Origin of the sequence: Acinetobacter pittii (assembly GCF_034067285.1) — a bacterium.
Classification (GTDB): domain Bacteria; phylum Pseudomonadota; class Gammaproteobacteria; order Pseudomonadales; family Moraxellaceae; genus Acinetobacter; species Acinetobacter pittii_E.
The window spans coordinates 1,266,720-1,293,718 of sequence record NZ_CP139286.1 but is presented as its reverse complement, the minus strand read 5'-3'; the positions used below and the strand labels follow the sequence as shown (position 1 = coordinate 1,293,718).

25 protein-coding genes are annotated in these 26,999 nt (G+C 38.7%); 10 read left to right on the top strand and 15 right to left on the bottom strand.

Going from position 1 to position 26,999, the window contains the following annotated elements:
• Window position 1: 1 nt before the first annotated feature.
• The 5 genes from SOI81_RS06110 to moeB all read right to left on the bottom strand — a co-directional run bounded on the left by SOI81_RS06110 (window position 2) and on the right by moeB (window position 3,755).
• Complete coding sequence (locus tag SOI81_RS06110) at window positions 2–550, bottom strand: DUF2799 domain-containing protein (protein ID WP_016140586.1); 549 nt, start codon at window positions 548–550, stop codon at window positions 2–4.
• Window positions 551–831: 281 nt separating this feature from the next.
• The gene (locus SOI81_RS06105; protein ID WP_320541385.1) at window positions 832–1,269 is read right to left on the bottom strand and encodes a 2-amino-4-hydroxy-6-hydroxymethyldihydropteridine diphosphokinase; all 438 of its coding nucleotides are present in this window, start codon (window positions 1,267–1,269) and stop codon (window positions 832–834) included.
• A complete protein-coding gene (gene folB / locus SOI81_RS06100) occupies window positions 1,226–1,606 on the bottom strand; it encodes a dihydroneopterin aldolase (protein ID WP_016140584.1) in 381 nt (126 codons plus the stop codon). Before folB ends, SOI81_RS06105 begins: the two co-directional genes overlap by 44 nt.
• Before the next feature lie 15 nt (window positions 1,607–1,621).
• A complete protein-coding gene (locus SOI81_RS06095; protein WP_016140583.1) occupies window positions 1,622–2,920 on the bottom strand; it encodes an ABC1 kinase family protein in 1,299 nt (432 codons plus the stop codon).
• A gap of 58 nt (window positions 2,921–2,978) precedes the next feature.
• Window positions 2,979–3,755, bottom strand: coding sequence for a HesA/MoeB/ThiF family protein (gene moeB, locus SOI81_RS06090; protein WP_320149325.1), 777 nt, complete (start codon window positions 3,753–3,755; stop codon window positions 2,979–2,981).
• Between the two features lie 172 nt (window positions 3,756–3,927).
• Here moeB and SOI81_RS06085 point away from each other — a divergent pair, with 172 nt between their 5' ends.
• On the top strand, window positions 3,928–4,506 hold the full coding sequence (locus SOI81_RS06085; RefSeq protein WP_262456397.1) for a flavin reductase family protein: 579 nt from the start codon (window positions 3,928–3,930) through the stop codon (window positions 4,504–4,506).
• A 129-nt stretch (window positions 4,507–4,635) separates the two neighbouring features.
• On the opposite strand, the gene acads is transcribed toward SOI81_RS06085, so the two are convergent.
• Together acads and SOI81_RS06075 are read right to left on the bottom strand one after the other, a co-directional pair.
• Window positions 4,636–5,772 (bottom strand): acyl-CoA dehydrogenase family protein, encoded by a 1,137-nt coding sequence (gene acads / locus SOI81_RS06080; RefSeq protein ID WP_320138992.1) that lies wholly within the window; start codon window positions 5,770–5,772, stop codon window positions 4,636–4,638.
• A 19-nt stretch (window positions 5,773–5,791) separates the two neighbouring features.
• On the bottom strand, window positions 5,792–6,562 hold the full coding sequence (locus SOI81_RS06075) for a 3-hydroxyacyl-CoA dehydrogenase (RefSeq protein WP_239968538.1): 771 nt from the start codon (window positions 6,560–6,562) through the stop codon (window positions 5,792–5,794).
• 169 nt (window positions 6,563–6,731) lie between these two features.
• On the opposite strand from SOI81_RS06075, the gene SOI81_RS06070 reads away from it, so the two are divergent.
• Entirely contained in the window at window positions 6,732–7,760 is a 1,029-nt protein-coding gene (locus SOI81_RS06070; protein ID WP_320541384.1) for an AraC family transcriptional regulator, read from the top strand.
• 7 nt (window positions 7,761–7,767) lie between these two features.
• Here the strand turns inward: SOI81_RS06070 and prmC are convergent, their stop codons facing one another.
• The 3 genes from prmC to SOI81_RS06055 form a co-directional block, all read right to left on the bottom strand.
• Entirely contained in the window at window positions 7,768–8,589 is an 822-nt protein-coding gene (prmC, locus tag SOI81_RS06065) for a peptide chain release factor N(5)-glutamine methyltransferase (protein ID WP_239976522.1), read from the bottom strand.
• Window positions 8,589–9,677 (bottom strand): peptide chain release factor 1, encoded by a 1,089-nt coding sequence (gene prfA / locus SOI81_RS06060; RefSeq protein ID WP_002119588.1) that lies wholly within the window; start codon window positions 9,675–9,677, stop codon window positions 8,589–8,591. The genes prmC and prfA overlap by 1 nt, the downstream gene beginning before the upstream one ends.
• A 293-nt stretch (window positions 9,678–9,970) precedes the next feature.
• Window positions 9,971–10,810 carry a type 1 glutamine amidotransferase domain-containing protein gene (locus SOI81_RS06055; RefSeq protein ID WP_016140576.1) on the bottom strand — a complete coding sequence of 280 codons (840 nt, stop codon included), beginning with the start codon at window positions 10,808–10,810 and terminating at the stop codon, window positions 9,971–9,973.
• 119 nt (window positions 10,811–10,929) lie between these two features.
• On the opposite strand from SOI81_RS06055, the gene SOI81_RS06050 reads away from it, so the two are divergent.
• The 5 genes from SOI81_RS06050 (at window position 10,930) to SOI81_RS06030 (ending at window position 15,041) form a co-directional block, all read left to right on the top strand.
• Entirely contained in the window at window positions 10,930–11,835 is a 906-nt protein-coding gene (locus SOI81_RS06050) for a LysR family transcriptional regulator (protein ID WP_016140575.1), read from the top strand.
• A 192-nt stretch (window positions 11,836–12,027) separates the two neighbouring features.
• Window positions 12,028–12,447, top strand: coding sequence for a glycine zipper domain-containing protein (locus SOI81_RS06045; RefSeq protein ID WP_016140574.1), 420 nt, complete (start codon window positions 12,028–12,030; stop codon window positions 12,445–12,447).
• Window positions 12,448–12,684: 237 nt separating this feature from the next.
• The gene (locus tag SOI81_RS06040) at window positions 12,685–13,191 is read left to right on the top strand and encodes a hypothetical protein (RefSeq protein ID WP_224991326.1); all 507 of its coding nucleotides are present in this window, start codon (window positions 12,685–12,687) and stop codon (window positions 13,189–13,191) included.
• 133 nt (window positions 13,192–13,324) lie between these two features.
• The gene (gene yhbW / locus SOI81_RS06035) at window positions 13,325–14,329 is read left to right on the top strand and encodes an LLM class flavin-dependent oxidoreductase (RefSeq protein WP_016140572.1); all 1,005 of its coding nucleotides are present in this window, start codon (window positions 13,325–13,327) and stop codon (window positions 14,327–14,329) included.
• A gap of 148 nt (window positions 14,330–14,477) precedes the next feature.
• The gene (locus tag SOI81_RS06030; protein WP_320541383.1) at window positions 14,478–15,041 is read left to right on the top strand and encodes a flavoprotein; all 564 of its coding nucleotides are present in this window, start codon (window positions 14,478–14,480) and stop codon (window positions 15,039–15,041) included.
• A gap of 43 nt (window positions 15,042–15,084) precedes the next feature.
• On the opposite strand, the gene pgaD is transcribed toward SOI81_RS06030, so the two are convergent.
• The 5 genes from pgaD to SOI81_RS06005 all read right to left on the bottom strand — a co-directional run bounded on the left by pgaD (window position 15,085) and on the right by SOI81_RS06005 (window position 22,275).
• Entirely contained in the window at window positions 15,085–15,543 is a 459-nt protein-coding gene (gene pgaD, locus SOI81_RS06025; protein ID WP_320541382.1) for a poly-beta-1,6-N-acetyl-D-glucosamine biosynthesis protein PgaD, read from the bottom strand.
• Window positions 15,540–16,787: a poly-beta-1,6-N-acetyl-D-glucosamine synthase gene (pgaC, locus tag SOI81_RS06020; RefSeq protein WP_320541381.1), complete on the bottom strand. Its 1,248-nt coding sequence runs from the start codon at window positions 16,785–16,787 to the stop codon at window positions 15,540–15,542. The genes pgaD and pgaC overlap by 4 nt, the downstream gene beginning before the upstream one ends.
• Complete coding sequence (pgaB, locus tag SOI81_RS06015; RefSeq protein ID WP_320541380.1) at window positions 16,787–18,613, bottom strand: poly-beta-1,6-N-acetyl-D-glucosamine N-deacetylase PgaB; 1,827 nt, start codon at window positions 18,611–18,613, stop codon at window positions 16,787–16,789. The genes pgaC and pgaB overlap by 1 nt, the downstream gene beginning before the upstream one ends.
• A complete protein-coding gene (pgaA, locus tag SOI81_RS06010; RefSeq protein ID WP_320541379.1) occupies window positions 18,613–21,051 on the bottom strand; it encodes a poly-beta-1,6 N-acetyl-D-glucosamine export porin PgaA in 2,439 nt (812 codons plus the stop codon). Before pgaA ends, pgaB begins: the two co-directional genes overlap by 1 nt.
• Window positions 21,052–21,438: 387 nt before the next feature.
• Window positions 21,439–22,275, bottom strand: coding sequence for a pyruvate, water dikinase regulatory protein (locus SOI81_RS06005; RefSeq protein WP_002119749.1), 837 nt, complete (start codon window positions 22,273–22,275; stop codon window positions 21,439–21,441).
• A gap of 147 nt (window positions 22,276–22,422) precedes the next feature.
• On the opposite strand from SOI81_RS06005, the gene ppsA reads away from it, so the two are divergent.
• From ppsA to cyoA, 3 genes are all read left to right on the top strand, one after another.
• Complete coding sequence (gene ppsA / locus SOI81_RS06000) at window positions 22,423–24,810, top strand: phosphoenolpyruvate synthase (protein WP_171067911.1); 2,388 nt, start codon at window positions 22,423–22,425, stop codon at window positions 24,808–24,810.
• 64 nt (window positions 24,811–24,874) lie between these two features.
• Window positions 24,875–25,630: an RDD family protein gene (locus tag SOI81_RS05995; RefSeq protein WP_016140565.1), complete on the top strand. Its 756-nt coding sequence runs from the start codon at window positions 24,875–24,877 to the stop codon at window positions 25,628–25,630.
• A 316-nt stretch (window positions 25,631–25,946) separates the two neighbouring features.
• Window positions 25,947–26,999: a ubiquinol oxidase subunit II gene (cyoA, locus tag SOI81_RS05990; protein ID WP_016140564.1), complete on the top strand. Its 1,053-nt coding sequence runs from the start codon at window positions 25,947–25,949 to the stop codon at window positions 26,997–26,999.

The window sequence follows — 26,999 nt, the reverse complement described above, 5'->3', positions numbered from 1 at the left end:
ATTATTTTAAACCGTGATCATATTTGAAACGTTCGATATCTCGAATTGAGTTCCAATAGTTGCGATTAATACGGTCACGATCAATTTGTAATTCTCTTAAAAGTTTACGATAACGTTCCCGCTCTTCTGGCTTTAATTTTTCGTTGTATGCACTGTCCGAATATTGCTTAAACTTTTCGTCATAACGATCATATTCAGCTTTTGCATTGTAGTAATCGGAAGCTGCACGATAGTAAGGTCTTAAACGACTACGCTGCTCAACTGGGCATACATTAATATTTCCATTCCCCTCTAAAGCATTATAAAAAATGTTCGCTGGCTGACAATAGTACCCTAGACCTTCTTTATACCCGCGATCATAAGACTTTTGATCTGGCACAATATTAGCCTTTCCACATGCTTTATAATATTGATCTAATCGTGGTGACAAGCCTTTTGAACCATCTTTCTCACCCACTAATGACCAATTTGCAGTCTTACATTCTTCTACGCTCATTGCAGCACAACCTGAGAGGCTGATGGCCAGAATGGCTAAACCGATATTTTTCATATTAAGAGAACTCAAAAATAAAATTTAAAAAAACGCAAAAAATAAAATTCCAGTACAGGGACTATATAAGTCTTGCTCTATTCAAGATTTATATATCAATGTTTAACTGGATAAGCGTTTAAGTTTAAAGTAGTTTGATCATCTCACCAAATTTAAGAACTATAATTCATAGCCAAGCCTGCAATATTTATCATCAGCGACAAATAAGATAACTGGACTTAGCTCAAATCATGATAAAGGCTGTAACCGTATGCAAAACAAGTTCCATTTCATAATTAGTATTAAACTTTAAAATTAACCACTGGATAAAGCGTATTGTCAGCCTTTAAAGTTTCACAATGCCAAAGCTCATATAAAGGAATTTTTACATCAAGTGCTAAGGGCAATTTTTTAGAATTAAATTGCATATGTTCCAGATCACTTCCCCACGCAATCAAATCTACATCTAAAGAAATATGGTGCGATGGACGAACACGCCCAGAATCTGACTCAAGTTGCTTTAAAAAAGATTCAATTTGTTCACATGATAAAGTGCTTTTTAATAGACATGCCGAATTCCAATAATCATCTCCAATGCCATCTCTGCATGGAATTTGATAAACAGATGAAAACTGCACTTTCCCCAATGTTGCTAATTGTGTGTAAGCAAAATTAAAGTGCTGATCTGCGTCTAAATTACTCGCCAGAGCGAGCGCAAAAATTGTTTCTGGTGCGTTCAAGACGAATTCCTACAGCATTAGCTTCTGCAATGATGGCTGGCTTACGGATGGTTATGATAATTTTTTCAATTGTTGGAAAGGTTTCAAATAAGCATTGCAAAACCAGATGGGCTGCATGTTCGATTAATTCAGGTTCGGCGTTTTGAATAGTTTGAGCCGATAACTCACAAATCTGCGCATAGTTGAGTGTGTCCTCAAGCTTGTCAGACTCTGCAGCACGGCTCAAATCATTATGGATGGTTAAATCCAACATTAAAGGTTGAATGATTTGTCTTTCCCAGTTGAAACAGCCGATCACTGTCTCAACCTTCAAGCCTTCAATAATAATGGCATCCATAAATTTAAACTGACCTTAGTGCTTTAACAACGAAGCAGGTTCCATATTTTGAACCATTTTCAAACGTTGGTCTGCATAAATATCAGTATATGGTGCGAGTACGCGCATAAAACGATCGAAATAAAGCATTTGCTTAAATAATAAAGCAAAATCACGTGGGAATTTAATACCGTGACGCTCGCCCACACCTACCATATCCATCATGATGTCATTTAAATCAGCTGGATTTGAAGACAATATCTGCTGTGGATCGGCCATTAATACGCCATTAAATAAACGCTCTAGATCATGAGCCAAAACCTGAACATCAATTTTGTTATGGGTCATACCCATTTTCAGCATATTTTCAGCCATTGCCTGATAATCGGTCTTTTGTAAGGCGTCCATAAACGCAATACATGCTGTCCAAACTTCAGGCTTTAACTGCCCCACGATACCAAAATCGATAAAACCAATACGTCCATCTTCAAGAAGCATTAGGTTCCCAGCATGTAAGTCAGCATGGAAACTCTTACACAACATGAGACTACCAAACCATGTATTCATGGCAGTAATCAATACTTGTGATGGATCTTTAGCATATTGTTTTACAACACTAAAGTCAGTCAAAGACACACCGTATAAACGCTGCATGGTCAAGACACGGCGCGTAGAAAACTGATGATAAACTTTAGGTGCAGTCGCAGCTTTATTTTGTGAAATGTTCAGATATTCCACAAAATCATCCAAGTTTTGTGCTTCTTCAATGAAATCGACTTCACGAACCATACGGCTTTTAATTTCATCAACAATTTCAGAAAGAGCAGCAAATTTAATCTTTGGTACTGCACGCTCAAGCAGCTTAGCAGCCCAATGCACTACACTTAAATCAGTATATAAAATGGTTTCAACACCAGGCTTTTGTACTTTAATAACTACATCTTCCCCTGTGGTCAACTTAGCGGCATGAACCTGAGCAATTGATGCAGAAGCTAATGGCTTTTCATCGATATAGCTAAAAATCTGGCTTAAATCGCGTCCTTCAAACTCAGATGCAAGCACACCTTGAATATAACTAAATGGGAGTGTTGGAGTCTGGTCTAAACAACCTTGAAATTCTTCTACATATTCACGCGGAAATAGCGATGGAGTACTCGCAATAAACTGACCAAGCTTAATATAAGTTGAACCAAGTGACTCAAAAGTCTCTCGCATGAGTTTGGCATTACTTGGTTTTTCAGTTGCGTATTTAATTCCAGCTTTGGCCGCAACCACTGCTGTTTCACCAATGCGGGCGACGGAACGTAACCCATCAAACAAAATATTTTTTTTCATATTTCTTCAAAACCAAATCATTCAGGTTGAGTGTAGCAAATTTTGTTTCATTTACTGATTAGCTTGCCTGACAAAGTGGGCAATTTACATCTTTATCAAAACTAACAATACGTTGTGTCATGTTTAAACCATCCCACAATAATAGTTTCTGCTTTAAAGGTGCACGATTTAAACCTAAATATAGTAAAGTGTGATGTGCTTGTAATGACGCTATCATTACAGGAGTAGTCGCAAGTACGCCTGACTCAGCACAGCGAAGGCCTTCATTGGCATGTTGTTCTTTTGGAAAAATACATTCATAACAAGCTGAATCTCCATCAACCATAAACATTTGTGCCTGAAAACCAATTGCTGAAGCACTAATTAATGCGACCTGATGTTTCTTACAAGCTGCATTTACCAAATAGCGAGTTGTAAAATTATCGCATCCATCTAAAACCACATCTTGGTGTTCAACAAGTCTATCAATGTTATGTTCGTCTAAGCTTTCGTTATAGTATTCAACACAGATATAAGGGTTAATTTTCTGTAAACGTTTAGCCAAAATTTCTGCTTTATAACGTCCGATATCTTCATGACCAAATGCGATTTGGCGCTGTAAATTACTTATCTCGATCGTATCTGCATCAATCAGTGTAATTTTCCCAACCCCTGCTCGTGCAAGTAGCTCTGCACTACTACAGCCTATTCCACCCGCACCGACAATCAACACATTAGCAAGTTTGAGTTTTTCCTGAGCTTCAATATCCCATCCATCGAGTAAAATCTGACGGCTATAGAGATGCATTTCTTCATCACTTAACTCTACAAAATCGATATCTTGAAGCTCGGTCACTTGTTAATCCTTTCACTTAGAAGCGAAATGATTTTATGATTAAGTCAATCATTATGAAAGCTATAAAATAGAAACAAGTTTTTATTCTTATAAAGCTTGTTTAATAACATTGCATCTATAAAGCTTTCTGCAACAATAGAAATATCTATTTTCTTTATTACTTAGGCTAAATATGACGCAATCATATATTGCACCAGTAGAGTTAGAAAAAGCTTATCGTTTGTTAAATCATGGTCCAACTGTCCTTGTTTCTGCACAACATGGCGATGACCGCAACGTGATGGCTGCTGCTTGGGCATGTGCCTTAGAGTTTAAACCAGCCAAAGTGTCTGTGGTTCTCGACAAAAGTACTAAAACCCGACAGCTCGTTGAGCAAAGTGGTTATTTCACCCTACAAGTTCCCTGCTATGCACAGCTTGATATGACCAAGCAACTTGGAACCATTAGTAAGTTGGATGACGCTAAAAAGCTTGAACATTGCGGTACTGAACTATTTTATCAAGAAGGTCTTACCAGTCCGCTTGTATCAGGATGCATTGCATGGCTCGTATGTAAACTTATTCCAGAACCGCATAATCAGTCAGCACATGATTTATTTATTGGTTCTGTTGTAGGTGCCTGGGCAGACAGTCGCGTTTTTAGAGATGGGCACTGGTATTTTCAAGATGCACCTAAAGAACTTCGAAGTCTGCATTATATTGCAGGAGGAACGTTTTACTTAATTGGTGAAGAAGTCAAAGCTCAGCTTTAATTATCAAAAAGCTAGCTCTAACATTCTAAATTTCATTGAAATGAGTTAAAACTAGACAGTTTTAATTGCAAAAGACCGCATAACAATTGCGGTCTTTTGCATTCAGTGACTATTTTCAAAATCTTATACTTAAACTTGGGTTACTTCTCGAGCAATCACTAAACGTTGAATATCAGAAGCACCTTCATAAATCTGACTTACACGAACATCCCGATAAATTCTCTCAACAGGGAAATCACTGACATAGCCATACCCTCCATGAATCTGAATCGCATCCGAACACACTCGCTCAGCCATAGTAGATGCAAATAGCTTTGCCATTGAAGCTTCTTTTAAACAAGGCAATCCCGCATCTTTTAAAGTTGCAGCATGTAAAACCAACTGATGTGCAGCTTCAATCTGGGTTGCCATATCGGCTAAACGAAAACTCACTGCCTGATGTTGGACTAACTCTACACCAAAAGCTTTACGTTCATTTGCATATTGCACCGCCGCATCAAAAGCAGCTCTTGCCATTCCAACAGATTGAGCAGCAATCCCAATACGTCCAGCTGCTAAATTAGAAAGTGCAATTTTATAACCTTCACCTTGTTGCCCTACTAAATTTTCTAAGGGAATTCGACAGTCCTCAAAAGTAATGGTCGCTGTGTCGGAAGCATGTTGGCCCATTTTGTCTTCAATTCGAGTCACCAAGTAACCTTGTGTATTGGTCGGCACAAGAAAACACGAAATGCCTTTTTTTCCCGCTTGTTTATCTGTAACCGCAAAGACCAAAGCCACTTGGGCGTTTTTACCGCTGGTAATAAATTGTTTTACGCCATTTAAAACCCAATGGTCGCCATCTCGCTCGGCTTTACATAAAATCGCGCTTGCATCAGAACCCACATGTGGCTCAGTTAAACAAAAACATCCTAGCCATTCACCAGATGCAAATTTTGGCAAATAGGTTTGTTTTTGCTGTTCTGAACCGTATGCCAGTGTAATACCGCAAACTAAGGAATTTTGTACACTTACGATAGTCGAAATAGCGCCATCTCCCGCAGCAATTTCTTCAATTGCAAGCACCAAAGATATATAGTCCATTCCAGCACCGCCCCATTCATTTGGAACAGTCATCCCCATAGCACCTAGTGCACCTAAATCTTTTAATTCCTGCGCAGGAAATTCATGGGTTTTATCGCGATGTGCGGCTGTGGGTTTTAACTGATTTTGCGAGTAGTTACGCATCATCTCCTGAACCATACTTTGTTCAGCATTTAAAATCATTTCAACATCCTTATTTTTATTATTTTGCTGCCATACGAATTGCACCATCTAAACGAATAACTTCACCATTTAAATAGGAGTTTTCAGCAATATGAGCAACTAAACGAGCAAATTCTTCTGGTTTTCCTAAACGAGATGGGTACGGTACCATTTGCCCTAAAGCATCTTGTACATTTTGTGGCATACCCTTAAGCATTGGAGTTTCCATAATTCCCGGTGCAATGGTCATAATACGAATGGCATGACGCGCTAACTCACGAGCAATCGGCAATGTCATCGCCACAATAGCCCCCTTAGATGCAGAATAAGCTGCCTGCCCAATTTGACCGTCAAATGCCGCAACAGAAGCAGTGTTCACAATAACACCACGGTCCTCTTCACCTGCTTCAACTGTATTTTTACTCATTGCATCTGCTGCAAAACGCAGCATGTTAAATGTACCTGTGACATTAATATTTAAAGTCTTTGAAAATAATGTCAAATCATGCACACCTTCACGACCAACCACTTTTGCAGAAGGACCAATACCTGCACAGTTAACTAAACCATGCAAACTGCCATGTTTTACCAAAACATCCTTAAAGAACTGTTCAGCAGCAGCTTCATCGGTTACATCAAGTTTTACAAAGTCAGCTTTTGACCCTAGTTGTTTCGCCTGTTGCTCGCCTGCTTCTACATTCATATCAACCAATGTGACTGAAGCACCTTGCTTTACCAAATGCTCAGCTGTAGCAGCACCTAGACCAGAGCCACCACCAGTAATCACGAAATGTTTTCCTTGAATTTTCATTATGGAACGTCCTATAAAAATATTCTTTAACTTTAGTTGTGAGAGTAAAAGTTGTTGTTTTCCGATACAATTTCAAAAAGCCTCAAAATGTTTGCAGCTTTTGATCAATCCAAATTTTAAATATGAAATATTTCACTTGAAATATATGAAGAAAATATGAGTCTTTGACATGGTTGTCCAGTCTTCTTTAAGTAAAGGCACAATTTCGATTGCACTAGTACATGAAGCACTGAGTGCGGCTTATGCCAAAGGTCTAAATACACAAATAATTCTAAATAAAGCAGGCATCCCCGCTGAATTACTGATGTCTCCAAAGGCGCGTGTGCCTGTTACCACCTATGCCCAATTGTGGATAGAGCTTGCCAATGCCATGAATGATGAGTTTTTTGGCATGGATAGCCATCCCATGCGGCGTGGAAGCTATAAGTTACTGACTAAACTCGTCAGTACGGCTGAAACTTTAGAAAAGGCACTCTACGATATTTTGAAGTTTTTTAACTTTGTGCTTGATGACATACGTGCAGAACTCATTCGAGAGCAAGAAAAAGCTTATTTGGTTATTCATGATCGTGGACAGCCTAAACGCATGTTTACTTATGCAACCTTTTTAATGTTGGTACATGGACTTATGTGTTGGTTAGTTGATCAACGAATAGGCTTAAATAATATTATGGTGCGCTGCCCTAAACCTCAGGATATTCAGGATTATCTCGTACGTTTTGGTGAAGATATTCAATTTAATGCTGAGGTAAATCGAGTTGAATTCGAGGCTCATTACTTAGATATTAAAATTAAAAAAGATAAAAAAGCGGTTTATGATTTTTTAAAGCAAACGCCACAAAATCTTTTAGTTCGTTTTAAAAATGAGAATGCATTGAGTGTTCTTATTCGTCGCCATTTATTAAAACTCCACCCTGAGCACTGGCCAGAACTCAAAGATGTCGCACAACAACTTAATATTTCCGAAGCCACTGTCCAACGCAGGCTGAAACATGAAGGAGTTAGTTATCAACAAATTAAAAATGAAATCCGCTGTGATATTGCGGTTGAACGCTTAAGTAAAACGAATGACTCAATTCAAGATATTAGTGAAGATCTAAGCTTTCATGACCCAAGTGCATTTCATCGTGCCTTTAAAAAATGGACAGGTGTTAGTCCAGGTGCTTATCGGGAAGCAACCTTTAACTCTATAGATTAAATCGTTCTTATTCTATTAATAATGAAGCCAAAGTGACCCGATCATTTTGGCCATAGTCTTGAATAGTTTTTATCTCACTAAAACCATGCTCTGCGAAAATGCCTCGAACAGCTTGCCCTTGATCATAACCATGTTCCAGAGCAATCCAGCCTTTTGGGTTTAACCAGCTCTTACCTTGAGAAATAATAATTTCAATATCAGCCAACCCCTGACGATCTGCAACTAATGCACGGCGTGGTTCTGTAGCCAAAGCTTGCATGTGTTCATCTTCAGGGTCAATGTACGGCGGATTAGAAACAATTAAATCAAACTTTTGTGGTTCCAGCGCTTCAAACCAAGCTCCAAGAGCAAATTTCACATGTTGCAAATCATGTGCTTGTGCGTTTTCTTTTGCGACTTCTAAAGTAGGTGCATAAATATCCGTTGCCGTGACTTGCCAATCTGGACGTTCACTCGCTAACGCAAGTGCAATTGCACCTGTTCCTGTTCCCAAATCCACAATATTTGCATTCTTTGGCAAATTCAGATTTAAAACGGTTTCAACTAAAACTTCTGTATCCGGACGTGGCACCAAAGTATCGGAAGTCACTTTTAAATCGAGCGTCCAAAAAGGCTGTGAACCAGTCACATAAGCTAAAGGTTCACCCTTTTGAATACGTTCAAGACCCGCCAAGTAGTCTTGCTCTTGTTGGGTTGTTAACTCTTGCTCAAGTCTAAACTTTAATTCAAGCGAATTGATTTTTAGAAAATGCTCAAGTAACCAAGCATTTTCTTGTCGTTCATAACTGTCAGGCTCACCACGAATTGTAAGCGCTTGAGCAATATTCATTAGCCGCCATTTTCCTGTGCAAGCATCGCTAACTGATCTGCCTGATATTCACGGTGTAAGCTATCAAGCAACTCAGTTAAATCGCCTTCCATAATCGCGTCTAACTTATATAAAGTTAAGTTAATACGATGGTCAGTCATACGCCCTTGTGGGTAGTTATAAGTACGGATACGTTCCGAACGGTCACCAGAACCTACTAAATCACGACGCATTTCAGAAGTTGCTGCATCAGCTGCTGCACGTTTGGCATTTTCTAAACGCGATACCAAAAGAGCCATCGCTTTAGCTTTGTTTTTATGCTGTGAACGTTCTTCTTGGCACTCAACCACTGTACCCGTTGGGATGTGGGTAATACGCACTGCCGAGTCAGTTTTGTTAATGTGCTGACCACCTGCACCAGATGCACGGTAAGTATCAATACGTAAATCTGCCGGATTAATTTCAACGTTGGTATCGACATCAATTTCAGGCAAGATCGCAACTGTACATGCTGAAGTATGAACGCGCCCTTGTGATTCAGTTGCAGGAACTCGTTGCACTCGGTGAGCACCACTTTCAAATTTTAAGCGACCGTAAACGCCATCACCATCTACGCGGCAAATGACTTCTTTAAAACCACCATGCTCGCCTTCATTTTCAGAAAGAACTTCAATACGCCAACCTTGTGTCTCGGCATATTTACTGTACATGCGGAATAAATCACCAGAGAAAATTGCGGCCTCATCACCACCTGTTCCAGCGCGAATTTCTAAATAAGCCGCGTTAGAGTCATTTGGATCTTTTGGAATCATTAAAATATTGAGCTGGCTTTCTAATTCTTCAAGCAATGTTTTATTCGCCTGAATTTCTTCTTCTGCCATATCTTTGAAGTCTGGGTCAGACTTCATCATCTCAGCAGTTTCAATATCTTCTTCTGCTTGACGGTATTTACCCCAAACTTCGGTAATTTCAGATAAATCACTATGTTCACGAGACAATTTACGGAAACGTTTGTTATCGGAGATCACTTCAGCATCTGCAAGCAATGCAGTAAGTTCTTCATGTCGATCACAGAGTTGATCAAGTCGTAAACGGAGTGACGCTTTCATAAGAGGAAATATCTCAAAAGTCCAAAAAGCTTATCGAACGCTATGTAAGTATAGAAGATAAGCAAAATCGTAAAAATAGCGCATAGTTTACAGATTATGGCGCTTAAATGACATATATAATCAGCTAATTCATCAACTTTCATAGTCAGTAGCGGTATATCAATACAATGATTTCAGATGAGATTTATCGAGTAATCTAGAATTTTGCTTTTTATTAAGAATAATAAATCAGCTTTTTAAAGCGTCTATGACAAGAGAGACTTTATTTCTAAAGCCTCTCTATCACGGTTATCTTATTTTAATTTCCCTAACAAAGTTTTACCGACAAGAACAGCCGAGGCTGGATTTTGCCCAGTAATAAGCTCACGATCTACCACCACGTTTGGAGTCCAGGCAGTTGTATTACTTTGATATTTACCTCCTATAGACTGTAGAGCCGTTTGCGGATAGAACTTCATTTCACCACCTTTTAATAAAGCTTTTGCTTGCTCTTCTTCTTGATTGCTAATCACCGTCATTCGATAATTTTTATAAATCCATTCACCAGTTTTGACTGTTTTACCTTGTTCTAGTTGGCTAACTACTTCCGAAGCATTAGGTAAAGTTGACATTAAAGCGATAGGACCATGACAAACCAATGCGGTAGGTTTTCCAGCTTTATGAAAAGCCGTGAGAACTTTGCCAAGCTGTTTATCTTTTAATAAGTCTTGCATGGGCGCATGTCCACCCGGAATATAAATCGCATCAAACTTATCAAACCCAATTTGCTCGATACGAGACAAACTCAAAACTGGAGAATCTTGAGGAGAGGTTAACTTTAGATTATGCAATAAACCTGCATATTGCTTTAACGCTTTTTCATCTTGGTTAAAATACATTGCACTATTTGATGACTCATCTAAAGTCGGAGCTTTACCATGAGGGGTCGCAAAAGTTACTGTGTGGCCTGCATCTAAAAGCATTTTTGTAGGCTGCATCAATTCATTAAGGTAAAAACCTGTTTTAAAAACCTGATTATTCTTTAGCTCTAATTGGGCTTCATCAGACAACACAACCAATACATGAGCTGCATTTGCACTTAACGCTGCTGAAGCGGTAATCATTGCAAACATTATTTTATTTAACATCTTCATTATTCGACCTTCATTCCAAGCATTTGCTGGATTTATAACTGGGATGGATATATTCTATTTTTACCCCAGAGGTAGAAAAACAACTCCATTTACAAATCTTTTTTGCGTTTGAGGACAAAATGTCTCGCCAATTTGACTACCTTGCCGATGTTGAAGTGTTTTTAATTGTAGCTGAGAAGCTTTCTATTAGCGCAGCGGCGATTTATTTGTCCACCACACCCTCCGTTATTAGTAGAACAATTACACGGCTAGAGAAAAAATTAGGGATACAGTTTTTTAGACGAACGACTCGCCATTTAAGTCTGACTGAAGCTGGTCAACTTTATTATGAAAAAATGCAACATGCTTTTCAGTTAATTGACCATGCAGAGCGTGTGATTCAAGGTGAACAACTACAAATTTCTGGAAAGATTAAATTAAGTGTTCCTACAACTTATGGGCATTATCGGTTACCTCCCTTATTAGAAAAATTTCTTTTGCAATATCCGGACATTCAAATTGAAATCAGTATTTCTAATCGAAACGTTGATTTAATTGCTGAAGGATTTGATTTAGCTATTCGTCAAGGACATCTTCCAAATAGCTCTTTTGTAGCTCGACCTTTAGAGCAGGCCCCTTTAAAACTTGTTGCCTCACCCACTTATTTAAAACGTATGGGTATTCCAAAAACGCTAGAAGAATTAAATCATCATCAATGTATAGCCTTTGAGTTACCAAGTAATGGTAAGGTCACTCCATGGTTTCTTAAAGATATAGATCAGGAAATTCAGTGGATACCAACAAATCGGATTTTAGTAAAAGAAGATATTTTAGGAGTCGTGTCTCTTGCTGAAAATGGACTAGGGATATGCCAGAGTTACGACTTTATCGTTAATGAAAAAATTCAACAAGGAACGCTACAGCCTTTACTTGAGCCATATGCAGGTCACACACGCCCTTTCTCTTTACTATATGCACAACATAAGCATATGTCTTCCGCCACACGAGCTTTCATTGACTTCTTGTGTTCAACTGACCGTAAATAAACTTAAGAATGTTAAATGAGAATTACTTTTTCTATATGAGCATTAAATACTCTATTTTAATAGAAAACATACAAACCAGACACTAAACTGCAATACTCAAAAGATGGTTCTCCATATTTTAGGAGAAGTGTTTTGTTACATTTGCCGTAACAAAAGATTAGGGGTCCTGCAGTTAAGGACACGGAGTAGAAAATGAAATTAAATGCTTGGTTATGTAGCGCTGTTTTAGCAACTTCTATGGTTACTGTAGCGCATGCTGACAATACAACACATGTAGCAGCTGCTTCTGCTCTAGGTAGTGTCGCTGGTACTGCAATTGGTAAAAGTATGGGCGGTACTTCTGGCGCAACAATTGGTGCTGCTTTAGGTGGTGCTGGTGGTGCAGCTGTTGCAAGTGATCGTCGTCACCGTACAGAATCTGCAATTGGCGGTGGTTTAGGCGGTGGTGCTGGTTATACCGTTGGTAAAAGCATGGGCGGTACAAACGGTGGTTACATCGGTGCTGCTTTAGGCGCGGCAGGTGGTTCTGCTTTAGGTAATAAAATCTCTAAAGACCGTGATGCTGACAGATCGTCTAAGCACTGGAAGAAAAAACACCGTCGTCATCACTAATCAAAGTTGATGAATAGACATTTAAGCACCTTCGGGTGCTTTTTTATTTTTAATAGATTTTCACGCTACCCTTTTGTATGCACATGATTTATCCACATATTAATACAAACCATACAAACCGACACAAAACACTCGTATCTCCGTTTGGCTTCTCCATAATTATCACGAAATTTTTTATTACATTTACCTCAAGATAAAAATACTGTCCTTTCAGTAAAAAGGACATGGAGTTCCAAGATGAAAATGAATATTTGGTTAGCTAGTGCAGTACTTGCAACGTCTTCTATGGTAACAGTTGCACATGCAGATAATGGTACACGTGTTGCTGCAACATCTGCTTTAGGTAGTGTAGTTGGTACAGCGATTGGTAAAAGCATTGGTGGTACATCTGGAGCGACAATTGGTGCTGCTTTAGGTGGAGCTGGTGGTGCAGCTGCAGCGAGTGACCGTCGCAATCGTACAGAAGCTGCGATTGGCGGTGCATTAGGTGGTGGTGCTGGCTATACCGTTGGTAAAAATATGGGCGGTACAAATGGTGGTTACATCGGTGCAGCAGTAGGTGCAGCTGGTGGTTCGGCACTCGGTCGTAAAGTAGCTGAAGACCGTAATTACGATGACCGTTACGACCGTGGTCGTTATGATCGTGATGACCGTAGATATTACGATGGTGACCGCCGTTATTATAAAGGTGGACGTCACCGCCACGACAATGGCTTACACCGTGGCTGGTATAAAAATCGTTAATTTATATATGAGTCAAAATAGCACCTTCGGGTGCTTTTTTATTGTATGATAAAAATTAATATCGAAAAAAAACGATATACATCGAACTTCATATATCGTAGTATTTCGATATATCCTTATTCGAGAATATCGCATGCGATCACTTCAAGATACCAAGTTTTCAATTTTGGAACTTGCTCCCATTCGTAATGATAAAACCATCGAATTTTCATTGCGCCACGCACTAGAATTAGCACAACATGCAGAAAAGCTAGGTTATGAACGTTTCTGGCTGGCAGAGCATCACAACATGGATGGTATCGCAAGTTCAGCTACAGCCGTCTTGCTCGGTTTCATTGCAGCACACACACAGCACATTCGTTTAGGTTCGGGTGGGATTATGCTCCCTAATCATGCCCCTCTCGTTGTCGCCGAACAATTTGGGACACTTGCTACACTCTATCCAAATCGTATTGAACTTGGTTTAGGTCGTGCTCCTGGTACAGACCAACTCACAATGCGAGCTCTACGCCGGGGTCATCAAGAAACAGAAGACCAGTTTCCAAGAGATGTTGTCGAAATCTTAAAATATTTCGATGTACCTCAGGCAGGACAAAAAATTATTGCTACACCAGGACAAAGTACCCATGTTCCTGTTTGGTTACTGGGGTCTAGCCTTTTTAGTGCGCAACTTGCGGCAAAACTTGGACTTCCGTACTCATTTGCATCCCATTTTGCCCCACGTATGTTAGGTCAAGCGATTCAACTCTATCGAGAGAACTTTGAACCTTCTGAATACCTAGATAAACCATATGTTTCAATGGGTGTGCCTGTTGTTGTGGCAGACACAGATGAAGAAGCACAATATTTAGCAACCAGCGCATACCAACGCGTACTAGGTTTAATCCGCGGAGAAAGCTTAAAGCTTAAACCTCCAGTTGAGTCAATGCAGGGATTATGGAATACAGCAGAACAACTGTCTGTCGAAAACTTCTATGCAATGGCGCAAATTGGTTCTGTAGATACAGTTCGCACTGGTTTACAAAAGCTTTTAGCAACATACGATGTTGATGAGTTTATTTTTACATGTGATGTATACGATACAGCTAAACGTTTAGAAAGCTTTACCCAGCTCATGAATGTAAAAACAGAACATTAAAACTCCGTCTCACATTCCCATACTTGAATTGATTTTGAGTATGGGACGACCATCTATCTGAAAAGACTTTACCCCAACTTCCTGCTTGGTTATTTATATTAAAACGATAAAAACATCATGATTTAAAAACCAAAAGGACTTTTGGAAAATGAGTATTAATATTAAAAATAACACTTCAAAATCAGTAATTTTTCAGAATACTTCTCAAGATTTTGAAGGTTTTACTGGACAAGTGATTTCATCAAGTTCAATTAAAGAATTTGACTTTTCACATTCAACTGTCGCAATTATTGGTACTAATCAAGATAGCGTGACGCATCTTGAAAAAATCTGTCAGCAAGCAAAATTTGTGACTGTATTTCAAATCACGCCACACTTTATTTTGCCCCACAGTCAAATGGGCACAAATAAGTTAATTACCCATCCACTCATTATCAAAAACCGGAGATTATTTAACAATCGAGTAAAAAGTCTTTTGGCCTTACGTTTTCTTGACACGCAAGTGAGTGAAACGTGGCTTAAACGCCTTTTAACCCCCAATATTGCAACCAGCAAAAAAGTATTTTTTAAATCTGATAGCTATTATGCTGCACTTCAAAAACCTAACTGTAAATTACAAACTTGGCCCATTGTTAAGATTACCCCTACTTCTATTCATAGTATGGACGGTATAGAACACCCCATTGATATCATTATTAGAACCACCGTATAAAAATAAAAAAAAAGCATGGTTTTTAAACCATGCTTTTTTTTATTTACTCATATTTTTGCAAATTACCATGATCATCGTAATGCAAAATGATGCGTTGTTTTTTTTGCAACTCAGTTAATATCTCGGGCGTAACCAAAAATTGGGCGGCTAGTAATTCAACTGAACTATTAGGTGCCTTAGCTCGTCGATCTTCGCCACTAAATCTAATCCAGTTATAGCTCGCCCACAAAATTAAAATGAGCGCACTAATTCCGATGAGCAATGCTAAATGTAGTAAGGTCTTAACTTCTGATATATGGTCAACCCAGACGTAGTCATAAATTAAATGCCCTTCAAACACCCATAAAAACAATGAAACCAACGGAAATAGCAACCACATTAAACAGAACCAACCAACTGTTTGTAATGTATAGTTTGCCGTTTTATTTTTGACATATTCTGGCTGGTCAATATATTCAGGAATATCTAGCGCTTCGATATTCTTATTTTCCTCAGGTTTCATGGGTTATCTCCACGGAAGCCTCGGTCTGGACTTACCCAGCGAGCACGTTTTTTAGTGTTAAATAAAGTTTTTGGTACCGCCACAACACTTGTAAACAAAGTCAGTAACCAGAAAAATAACGGATACCAAATGACCCAAAAGTAATTTCTAAAGAAACGCCCTCGGTCATAGCGCTGGTCAATCCACAAACTCACTAAAAACTGAATTAAACATGTTCCGCCGAGTATTACACCGTACCACTGTGGCATAAGCGTTTTGATTTGCCATTGTTGAGGCAGTTCAATAAATAATCCCACAAAAAATAGCGTGAAGATCATAATCATGACATAAGACCAGATAATACTGACTAGCGCCTCAATCATGACAGGCCACATTCTGCGAACACGCAGTTTGAACATTTGTGGAATATATTCTATAAGAACCTCTACCCCACCTTGTGCCCAGCGAAGACGTTGTTTCCATAACCCTTTAAATGTCTCAGGCATATAGATATAGCAAAGCGCTTGCGGAATATATTGAATATCCCAATGGTCGAGCTGTAGCTTCCATGAAATATCAATATCTTCAGTAATTTTATCGTCTGACCAAAATCCCACTCGAACAAGTGCTGTTTTACGAAATGCTGCAATCACACCCGATACTGTAAAAATACGACCATATGTACGCTGTGCACGTTTAATCAAACCAATAATCGAAGAAAATTCACCTACCTGTAATTTTCCTAAAATACTAGATCGGTTTAAAATTCTTGGATTACCCGTTACGGCGCCAATTCGCGGGAAATTAATAAAGGGCTGCATTAACCAAAGTACAGCATGCGGATGTAGTAATGCATCGCCGTCAATACAAACAAGATATTCGTATTTACTCACCAATACTCCCGATCTTAAAGCTACGGCCTTACCCTGATTTTCTGCCAAATGCACAACCCGAAGTCGTGAATCTTGCGCTGACAATTCATCAAGTATTTCAGCTGTTCTGTCACTACTTCCATCATTGACGGCGATCACTTCAAAATTAGGATATTGGGTTTGTAGCGCATAACGAATTGTTTGGCGTACTTGCGCTTCTTCGTTAAAACACGGAATGATGATACTGCATCCTTCGCCTGTAGGTTCAGGAAGCGCTTGTTCACGGTATTCTCTTTTAAAGAAGAACCAGAGTCCGCCCACCATCCATGTCCATGCCATCAGTAAGGGATATAAAAAGGCAAAAGCAAACAGAATATCGAGCAATACTCTCATTACTTTTTCCCCTCTACCAATCCAGCAAAAGGCTGATACATCACAGGGCTAGCATTCAAACTAATCGGATTATATAAATATTGATGAACATCTTTTGATTTTTCAAAATCATAGCCATCAATACCAAATTTCTGAATGCCTATCCGCTGAATAGCAAAGAGGGCTTGCTGCACTTCAGTCCAAGCAGTTTTTTGCGATTTTTCTGGTAACGCTAAAGTCAGCATTAATCTTTGCTTATCATTTTCATCAAGTGTATTTAAAAGCATTAATAACTGATGAAATTGCTTTTTCTTGCCAATCACATCGAACTTTAAATTGACTAAATCATGTTGCAATAAAAGCGTTTTTATAAGCTCAGGTAGATTTTCGATATGATCTAAATCAGGTGTAAGCAATAAACTAAACTGTGCCTGATTACTCATATTTAAATAAGGTTTAACTGCTTTTTTAGTCAGCTGGGCAAGTTGTGCGAGATGTTTAGATTGTTCAATGCAACTATTTTCCTGAACTGTGATTTTTTGCATTGCGCAATTTAAAGATGTTCCCGCATTAAGTTGAACACCACTTAAATTACTGTTAAAGCGTGCTATATCCTTAGCCAAATCTACAGTTAAAAATGGTTTATCTTTTTGCGGATAAGCTGGTAATTCTAATATTACCGATTGACCCGCACGAGTTTGAGCCTGCCATAAACTACGGTTTAAAATATCTTGTTGGACAGACATTTTATTTGTAGGGAAATAAGCAACATCATATTGCCCATCCCCATCTTTATCCTCTAAAGGCTTTAAGATTAAAGCATTGTTTTTTAAGCTATATAATTTTGATAACAACTGCCCTAATTTTTCATCGGTCTGAGCATTTTGTTGAGCTGCTAACTCCTTTAAATCCATACTTACAAAGTGACGAGGTTGCTTAAATAAATCTGACTCTTCGAAATTCAGAATATTTATCATGCCTTCTGTCAGTTGTTCGGCCGTAGGATTATTAATGACTAGGCTGCGGTTAAAAGTTGAGTCACTTACGCGATTCATGCCATCACGTCCTAGACTGAACGAAAATTGAAAACCTGCCTGTTGCGCTAGTTTTTCTAATTGCTCGTTTACCGCGCCATATGGCCAAATAATTGCTTTCGGATTAACACCTATTTCTTTTTTTAAAACTGCATGAGATTTTTTTAAATCCTGCAAAATACGTTGTTGATATTCTGTATCGGTTTCATAACGTGATTGCGATTTTAAATAGGCATAAGAAGTCGCAGCAGGTTGCTCATTGCCTTGAGGATTGGCCAATACGCCATGATGTAAATCATCGCTATGGCTTGCAAACTCTGCTAAACCTGAGGCTTGCATTTCACGAACTTGAGCCCAATTCACCAAGTTACCTTGCCCATAAGCTTCATAACCTGCTTGAGTATTGCCATTTAACCAACTGGTTGGAAGAGCAAAAACTGCTGGAATCTGATATTGCTTAAGTAAAGGAAATACTCGGCTGTAACTACTCAAAGCACCATCATCGAAGGTGAGTAGAATAGAGTTATGAGGTAATTCTTTACCTTGTTTACGCGCCTCTTCGATGTCTTTTAGACGAATCGGTTTCCAATCGGACTGACTGAGCCAATCAAGAAACTGTGCCAGATTATTGGTCTGAATCGCATAAACATCACGGTCACCTTCCTTGAGTACGTCATCTCTGACATCATGAAAAGTTAAAGAAACCGTATGATTTTTTGGTAGTTCAGTTTCAACGTGGGCATGAGAAAATTGTACGGGTAATAATGTTGAGGCAAACACACAACTCAACATTTTTGACATCATATTATTCATTAAAAACGCCCTTCAAATCCGAAAATACCGTAGGTATGTTGTTCATCATGACCATCGTATGGATGGTATTGCCAACCAATTCCATAATTAAGTTGCCAAGTCCGTGAGAGCTGCCATTGATGTTGATATTGCAAAGAGTATGTTGGTCGAGCTGAGTAATCTGCTTGTTTATAAAGCCCTACTCCAGCTTCAAAATGCTGTTTAAATGAGCGTTCATATTCTCGCCAAGTAACCCAGTCATGACTTAAATTCAGCTCAGCGCTGTAATGATTGCTTGGGCTAAAGTAAGCGGTCTGATCTTGGCTATTGCTGCCATAAAATCCACGCACCGTTCCGTAGGTAATATGATGAGGTGCATCAAATAATCGCTCGCGCCAAAAAGTAGAAAACTCTTGTTGTTTATTACCGTCGCTTATATCGGTTAAGCCATAACTTGCCCCAATTTGACGTGACTCATCTTTTTGCCATGTCAGAGCAGCACGGTAAGCTTGTCCATCCTCACCAGCATCAATTGCCTGTAATGGAATATTAGCTTGGCTGTCATATTGCAATTGATATTGCCAGTGGTCGTTTAACCATTGCGACCAATCAAGGCGAGCACCGGCTTGTCCACCATCTGTACTTTGCGACAAGATTGCCGACAATGCCTTACGGTTTGCTTGCCACTCAGCGCCGACCCCATAACGTTGGTCATGCACATCTCCAAAACGGTATTCTCCGTAACGATCTTGATGCCAAGCAAATAGACGATAATTATCTTTAATCCACGGGCTATTAATACGAGTTTCCATTTCACGGTCTTTCAAACCATTTTGCCCACTCACAGAATCACTGTTCTCTGCTTTACTTTGGCCCCAAGTTGTTGAGTGCGAGATCGTTGCTCTATCACGATCATCCAACTCTTTTCGACTTTTAACTACCCCGCTATCTTCAGGATAATATTGCAAAAGACTTTCTGTGCTTTTGCGCCACTCAGGAATATTCCCTAAAGCCTGAGCATTTTGCATTTGGTTAATACGCGTATCTTTAGCAACTGGTGTTAAACCATTTAAACGATCAATTGTTTGCTTCGCCTGTAATGGCTTATCTCTCCAGCGCTCAACACGAGCAAGGTTATTAATTAAACCTTCATTAGCAGGTGCAAGATCTACTTGTTTCTGAAAGTGCTTTTCTGATTGATCCAAATGGTTTGCATAAGCTAAATGCATACCTTGTAAAGCAATATAATCATCACGATCAGGATGGCTTGATTTATCTACGCCTTTCGCTTGACTATATTTATACGTAGGAATCAACCGATCAACGTCACTCAAAAGTTGTTCAGCTTGTTTATATTTTTCTTGTTCAATATAAGAATAATAAAGCCCCGTATATACCGTCATATCTGAGTAGTTTTTTTCGGTAAGCAGGGTTTTAAAAGCAAATTCAGCTTGCTGCGGTTTTCTTTCAGCTAAATAACTATCAGCAATCGCATGACGCACATAAGCCGGGAGTTTTTCTAAAGGCATATTTAATTTAGCAAACTCATCTAATACCGTACGGCTACGCCCACGAAAGTCCAAAGCATACAAATAGTCATAATGAAATCTTAAATAATTAGGGTCTGAAGATTGAATCAAAGGCTGTATTTGTTCACCTTGCTTCAATACTTCATCTAACTCTGAAAAACCTTCACTATCCGATAAACCTTCTCGATTGAGATATTTATAGCGAGTAATTGCATTATTTACGCGTTGAGAAAACTCACTGACCTTTAACCAATGCTGAAGCGATTCAGTTTGTACATTTTTATCACTGGCAAGCAATAACTGCTGAGCTTTTTTATAGGCGCCTACAGCGGCTAAGTCGTAAGTATATTCTTGCAAAACTGCAAAAGACTTTGGTTGTTGCTGATAAGCTTGCTCAATTACAGATAAAGCATCTACGGGTGAATTGATGAGTCGATACGCATAGGCAACTCGAACAAGTTGATCTGCTGTAAGTTTTTTACTTTTAATATTTTTTAAGTGTAGTTTTGCATTTACAGTATCTTGAGCCTCGGCATATAAAACTGCTAACAAAATTTGCCCATCAGGCGTTTTTTGAATATTAAATTTGTTTGACCATTCAATCGCATTTTTAAAGTGTTTAAAATCACGGAAATTACGTATTAATGGGAATTGCCCATATTCTGGAAAATTCACATAATTAATATTTGCTAAATGTTGAGAAAAAGTCATTAGATCTTTTTTCTCACTTGCCATTACAACTAAATAATCGGCTAGCAACTTTTGGTCATGCGGGTACTTATTTAGCAATTGTTCTAGTTGCAATATTGCTTGTTGAGTTTGTCCAGTTTTGTAAATATGAATAGCTTGCTCTCGCAATTCATCCACTTGAGCGGCATATAAATTAAGTGGCAAGATATATACCAATGAAAAAACACATTTTCTTAGCATTTTGATAATCGGATAGTCCCATATCGAGGTGGGAAAGTATAATTAAAATCAAAACTCAATCACATAACACCAAAAAAAGTGTGATCTATTTAACATTTTATGAATTATGGATTTTTTATGGATGCTTTCTAAAAATATTTAGAAAAAATAAATAATTACTATTTTTTAGCGCTATAAAAAACATACATTTCTTTTCAATAGTATTATTTAAATTTACGAATGAGTTTCAAAACGACTACGGGTTTATAACCAATAAAAACCATTTAATAATATTTGGTTTTATATATAAAACTTTTATTTTTTACTATGATAGATATTAAAAAACCATTCAACTTATCTATAAATTAATATAAAAAATCGAATGGTTAAACTAAGCACTTGATTAAATTAACCAATACGACGTTTTAATCCCGTCATTTGTAAAATACGTGTTGAAATCTCTTCAATTGACATTTCGGTCACGTTTAAATATTTAATACCTTCTGAAATATAAATTCCTTCAATTGCTCTAAGCTCCATTTGGCATTGGCTAAAACTCGCATAACGGCTATTCGCTTTACGCTCACTACGAATCGCAACTAAACGTTCAGCATCAATCATTAAACCAAATAATTTACTACGATGAGCTCTCAATACTGCTGGTAAACGGTTATCGTCCAAATCTTCTTCAGTTAATGGGTAGTTTGCAACACGAATCCCGAATTGAAGAGATAAGTAAATAGAAGTCGGCGTTTTACCCGAGCGGGAAACTCCAATTAAGATTAAATCCGCTTTATCATAATGACGAGTACGTGCCCCATCATCATTATCAAGCGCAAAATGAACAGCATCAATACGGGCTTTATAGTATTCAGAATCGGTTACCGCATGGGTCTGCCCGACCAATGTTGTTGGTGGTGTCCCAAGCTCTTGCTCAAGTTTACTAATTAAGCCTTCAAATACATCCAGATTAACCGCTTTAGCCGTATTAATAATCTCTCGTACATGCGGATCGACTAAAGTATCAAATACTAAAGGGAGACAACCGTCTTTGGTTTGACATCGATTAATCTCAACCACCACATCCATTGCCGCCTCTTCAGTGGTAATATACGGCATGATATGGATATCAAAATCTACATTGGGAAATTGAGCTAATAACGAATGTCCAAGGGTCTCGGCAGTAATTGCAGTTCCATCAGAAATAAAAAAAACACTCCGCTTAAACTGTTTACTTTCTGACATTAAAATTCTCCTTAAACATTTGTCTTAGTGCTATATAATCTTTATAGTAAACTGATCTTACATGACTGTCGCTTAGTATAATTCTCAACTAAGCACTTTATTTTTATAATTTCATGCCAAGATAGACATTAATACTGCAAAAGTGGAGTGAAAACTTTGGAAGCGCGCGTAATCGGTCTAGAAAAATTAGGGAAACACGATGTCGAACTCGTAGGTGGGAAAAACTCATCTTTGGGTGAAATGATCAGCCATTTATCAAATGCTGGTGTATCGGTACCTGGTGGCTTTGCAACTACTGCTGCTGCCTATCGTGAGTTCTTAGACCAAAGTGGTCTTAACGCTCGAATTCAAGCAGAACTTGCTCAACTCAACGTTGATGACGTAAATGCTCTTGCAGAAACAGGCGCTAAAATTCGTCAATGGATTGTAGAGACTCCACTCACTGCAACCTTAGAACAAGAAATTCGCGCCGCTTTTACAGCACTTTCTAACGGCAATCCTGATATCGCGGTTGCCGTTCGTTCATCTGCAACTGCTGAAGATTTACCAGATGCATCTTTCGCGGGTCAACAAGAAACTTTCTTGAATATTCGCGGTATTGATAACGTACTTATTGCGATCAAAGAAGTATTCGCTTCTTTATATAATGACCGTGCAATTTCTTACCGTGTACACCAAGGCTTCGATCATGACGTTGTGGCATTGTCTGCTGGTGTACAACGCATGGTTCGTTCTGAAACTGGCGCTGCGGGTGTAATGTTTACACTTGATACAGAATCTGGTTTCCGTGATGTTGTATTTATCACAGCATCTTACGGTTTAGGTGAAATGGTTGTACAAGGTGCGGTTAACCCTGATGAATTCTACCTATCTAAACCATTATTAAATGCTGGTAAACATTCTGTTTTACGCCGTAATCTTGGCTCTAAACACCAAAAAATGATTTATGGTGAAGAAGGTTCTGCGGGTAAATCTGTTGTTGTTGTTGACGTTGAAAAACAAGAGCGCCAACAATTCGCTTTAAATGACCATGAACTACAAGAGCTTGCAAAACAAGCACTTATCATCGAAAAACATTACGGTGCTCCAATGGACATCGAATGGGCAAAAGACGGTGATGATGGTCAAATTTATATTGTTCAAGCTCGTCCTGAAACTGTAAAAAGCCGCCAAAATGTAGGCACTATGGAACGCTACCTTCTCAAACAAAGAGGTACTGTTCTTTGTGAAGGCCGTTCAATTGGTCAACGTATTGGTTCTGGTAAAGTCCGTATTGTTAACTCAATTAAAGAAATGGACAAAGTTCAAGAAGGTGACGTTCTTGTATCTGACATGACCGATCCTGACTGGGAACCGGTAATGAAACGTGCTGCTGCAATTATCACTAACCGTGGTGGTCGTACATGTCACGCAGCAATTATTGCACGTGAACTTGGTGTACCTGCTATTGTTGGTTGCGGTAACGCAACAGAAGTATTAACTGACGGTCAAGAAGTAACTGTTTCTTGTGCTGAAGGTGATACAGGTTTCATTTACGAAGGTGCATTAGATTTCGAAGTTCAACGCAACTCAATTGAATCTATGCCTAAACTTTCGTTCAAAATTATGATGAACGTAGGTAACCCTGACCGTGCATTTGACTTTGCTCAAATTCCAAACGAAGGTATTGGTCTTGCTCGTCTTGAATTCATTATTAACCGTATGATCGGTGTGCATCCTAAAGCCTTACTCAACATTGACAGCCTACCTCGTGAAACTCGCGCTGCGGTTCTAACGCGTACTGCAGGTTATGCGTCACCTGTAGACTTCTATGTTGAAAAATTGGTTGAAGGTATTGCAACTCTTGCTGCTGCATTTGGTGACAAGCCAGTGATCGTTCGTATGTCTGACTTCAAGTCAAATGAATATGCAAACTTAATTGGCGGTAAGTTATACGAGCCTGAAGAAGAAAACCCGATGCTCGGTTTCCGTGGTGCTAGCCGTTATGTATCTGATAACTTCCGTGATTGTTTCGAATTAGAATGCCGTGCACTTAAGAAAGTTCGTGATGAAATGGGTCTTACCAACATTCAAATCATGATTCCTTTTGTACGTACAGTATCTGAAGCAAAACGCGTTATTGAATTACTTGCACAAAATGGCTTGAAACGTGGCGAGAATGGCTTAAAAGTAATCATGATGTGTGAATTACCAACTAATGCCTTGTTGGCTGAACAATTCCTTGAACACTTCGATGGCTTCTCTATCGGTTCTAATGACTTAACTCAGTTAACATTAGGTCTTGACCGTGACTCAGGTATTGTTTCACATTTATTTGATGAACGTGACGCAGCGGTTAAAGCACTTCTTTCAATGGCAATCCATGCCTGCCGTAAAGCAGGTAAATATGTAGGTATCTGTGGTCAGGGTCCTTCAGACCATCCAGATCTTGCAAAATGGTTAATGGAACAAGGTATTGAATCTGTCTCTCTTAACCCAGACTCAGTTTTAGATACATGGTTCTTCCTTGCTGAAGAAAAAATCAAGCAAATCTAATAAGTTATAAAAAAAGGCCCATCCGTGGGTCTTTTTTCATCTTTAGAATAGAGAATTTTTATTTATGCAAATTTACTTGGCACGTAATAATCAACAAGCTGGGCCTTATACTTTAGAACAAGTAAATCAAATGTTGGCGAGCCAACAAATTTTGTTGACTGATTTAGCTTGGCATGAAGGCATGACAGAATGGAAAGCTTTAGGAGAATTAACCCAAGGTAAACTTGTATATCAACCTATTGGTTATTCTGTACCTCCGATAAACACGAATACTTCACCTAATGAAACTATTCGTCAAATTCGTGTAGAACCTAAAGTTCATGAACTTGCGTCTATCCCAGCTCGGGCTTTAGCGAAAATTATTGATTTATTGCTATGGTTACCAATCGCTGCAATTCCTTCTTTTTTCTTTAATGAAGCTCAATATAAGCAATTATTCGAATTACAAAAACAAATGCAATCTGCAGAAGTTGCATCAACTAAAGCTGCAGAATTGCAACAGCAACTTTTTACTTTAATTCCGATAGAAGCGTGGCATTCAATGCTTGTTTATGTCGTAATTATGCTTGCAATTCAAGCCATCCTTTTAACAAAGTTTGGGCAAAGTATAGGTAAGAAAATCGTTGGAATTAAAATTGTAGATGCTGAGGACAATAGCAAGGTTAATCTAACTCGTATCTTCTTATTAAGAAGTATTGTTTTTATTATATTAAACTTACTGTTTATGCCGATCAGTACAATTATTGACTACGCTTTTGCATTAGGACAAAAGCGACAAGCTTTACATGACAAAATTGCAAGAACAAAAGTGATCAAATGATAGTGAATGACTCATTCATTTAATGTCTAAAAAAAGAGGAGGTACCCCGCCTCCTTTTTTCTATAGAGAGTTGATATTTAAATAAAAGCTCTTTTGAAATTAGATACCCTACAAAAAAAATCGGGTTTTAAAACAATTATTTCAGCCTACTTTATGTATAGCTTAGTTTGTCGATATGAGGCATAATGCCCTACAACGTAGCGGTGTCATATAATTGAGAAGTCTAAATTTTAGAATTAGCGTTCTCAATCATGCGACACTTTAATCGCTATCCCATATTTAATTAGGGAATGGGACTCTTCACCGAGGTTGTAAAATGAGACAAACGATTTTAGCTGTATTGTCTTTATCAACGCTTGCCGCACTTTTGACTGGGTGTGGTGGTGATATGGTACTTCTAAACTCTAAAGGTCCAGTTGGTCAAGGTCAAAGTGACCTTATGATGACTGCGATCTATTTAATGTTACTTGTGGTGATTCCTTCAATCATCATGGCATTATGGTTTGGTTGGAAATATCGCGCGTCAAATAAAGATGCAGACTATAAACCTACATGGGCACACTCAACTGCAATTGAAGTTGTAGTATGGGGTATCCCTGTCATTATTATTGGTATTTTAGCTTGGTTAACTTGGTGGGGTTCCCACAAGTATGACCCATACCGTCCTTTAGAATCAGATAAAGCACCTTTGACTATTCAAGTTGTTGCTGAACAGTTTAAGTGGATCTTTATTTATCCTGAACAAAACATTGCAACAGTTAACGAAGTACGTTTCCCTGAAAAAACTCCGTTAAGCTTTAAAATCACTTCTAACTTTACAATGAACTCATTCTTCATTCCACAGTTAGGCGGCCAGATTTATGCAATGGCAGGTATGCAAACTCACCTTCATTTGTTAGCAAATGAAACTGGTGTATATCGTGGTTTCTCTTCTAACTACTCAGGTTACGGTTTCTCTCAAATGCGTTTCAAGGCGCATAGCGTTACAGAGCAACAATTCAATGAATGGGTAGCAGCGGTTAAAGCAGGTAATGGTTCAACCATTAACCCAGAAGCAGTTCAAAAAACTACGCTTGACCAAGCTGAATTGGCAACCTTACGTGATGGTGACCGTTCTAAGCATCAGATTGAGCATTTAGTAAATCGTGCTAAAGCTGCTGGTGATCAAGAAGCGCTTGCTAAAGCTGAAGCTATGAAACCGTTCCCGACTAAGCCACACCCTGTGACTTATTACTCTTCAGTTGAACCAAAATTGTTTGAAACAATTATCAACCACTATATGAGTAACTATCATGGTGTTGACCACTCTGCTGAACACGCAACAGCTGACACTCATGCTGCAGCTGAACATGCTGCTCAAGGGGAATAA

Excerpts from the sequence above, each read along its gene's own strand:
- cyoA (WP_016140564.1), top strand. The coding sequence starts at position 25,947 with ATGAGACAAACGATTTTAGCTGTATTGTCTTTATCAACGCTTGCCGCA.
- SOI81_RS05995 (WP_016140565.1), top strand. The coding sequence starts at position 24,875 with ATGCAAATTTACTTGGCACGTAATAATCAACAAGCTGGGCCTTATACT.
- prmC (WP_239976522.1), bottom strand. The coding sequence starts at position 8,589 with ATGAATATTGCTCAAGCGCTTACAATTCGTGGTGAGCCTGACAGTTAT.
- SOI81_RS06075 (WP_239968538.1), bottom strand. The coding sequence starts at position 6,562 with ATGAAAATTCAAGGAAAACATTTCGTGATTACTGGTGGTGGCTCTGGT.
- SOI81_RS06095 (WP_016140583.1), bottom strand. The coding sequence starts at position 2,920 with ATGAAAAAAAATATTTTGTTTGATGGGTTACGTTCCGTCGCCCGCATT.
- SOI81_RS06040 (WP_224991326.1), top strand. The coding sequence starts at position 12,685 with ATGAAAATGAATATTTGGTTAGCTAGTGCAGTACTTGCAACGTCTTCT.
- pgaB (WP_320541380.1), bottom strand. The coding sequence starts at position 18,613 with ATGAATAATATGATGTCAAAAATGTTGAGTTGTGTGTTTGCCTCAACA.
- pgaD (WP_320541382.1), bottom strand. The coding sequence starts at position 15,543 with ATGAAACCTGAGGAAAATAAGAATATCGAAGCGCTAGATATTCCTGAA.
- SOI81_RS06045 (WP_016140574.1), top strand. The coding sequence starts at position 12,028 with ATGAAATTAAATGCTTGGTTATGTAGCGCTGTTTTAGCAACTTCTATG.
- pgaC (WP_320541381.1), bottom strand. The coding sequence starts at position 16,787 with ATGAGAGTATTGCTCGATATTCTGTTTGCTTTTGCCTTTTTATATCCC.
- prfA (WP_002119588.1), bottom strand. The coding sequence starts at position 9,677 with ATGAAAGCGTCACTCCGTTTACGACTTGATCAACTCTGTGATCGACAT.
- SOI81_RS06005 (WP_002119749.1), bottom strand. The coding sequence starts at position 22,275 with ATGTCAGAAAGTAAACAGTTTAAGCGGAGTGTTTTTTTTATTTCTGAT.
- yhbW (WP_016140572.1), top strand. The coding sequence starts at position 13,325 with ATGCGATCACTTCAAGATACCAAGTTTTCAATTTTGGAACTTGCTCCC.
- folB (WP_016140584.1), bottom strand. The coding sequence starts at position 1,606 with ATGGATGCCATTATTATTGAAGGCTTGAAGGTTGAGACAGTGATCGGC.
- pgaA (WP_320541379.1), bottom strand. The coding sequence starts at position 21,051 with ATGCTAAGAAAATGTGTTTTTTCATTGGTATATATCTTGCCACTTAAT.
- SOI81_RS06055 (WP_016140576.1), bottom strand. The coding sequence starts at position 10,810 with ATGAAGATGTTAAATAAAATAATGTTTGCAATGATTACCGCTTCAGCA.
- acads (WP_320138992.1), bottom strand. The coding sequence starts at position 5,772 with ATGATTTTAAATGCTGAACAAAGTATGGTTCAGGAGATGATGCGTAAC.
- SOI81_RS06030 (WP_320541383.1), top strand. The coding sequence starts at position 14,478 with ATGAGTATTAATATTAAAAATAACACTTCAAAATCAGTAATTTTTCAG.
- SOI81_RS06110 (WP_016140586.1), bottom strand. The coding sequence starts at position 550 with ATGAAAAATATCGGTTTAGCCATTCTGGCCATCAGCCTCTCAGGTTGT.
- SOI81_RS06070 (WP_320541384.1), top strand. The coding sequence starts at position 6,732 with ATGGTTGTCCAGTCTTCTTTAAGTAAAGGCACAATTTCGATTGCACTA.
- SOI81_RS06050 (WP_016140575.1), top strand. The coding sequence starts at position 10,930 with ATGTCTCGCCAATTTGACTACCTTGCCGATGTTGAAGTGTTTTTAATT.
- SOI81_RS06085 (WP_262456397.1), top strand. The coding sequence starts at position 3,928 with ATGACGCAATCATATATTGCACCAGTAGAGTTAGAAAAAGCTTATCGT.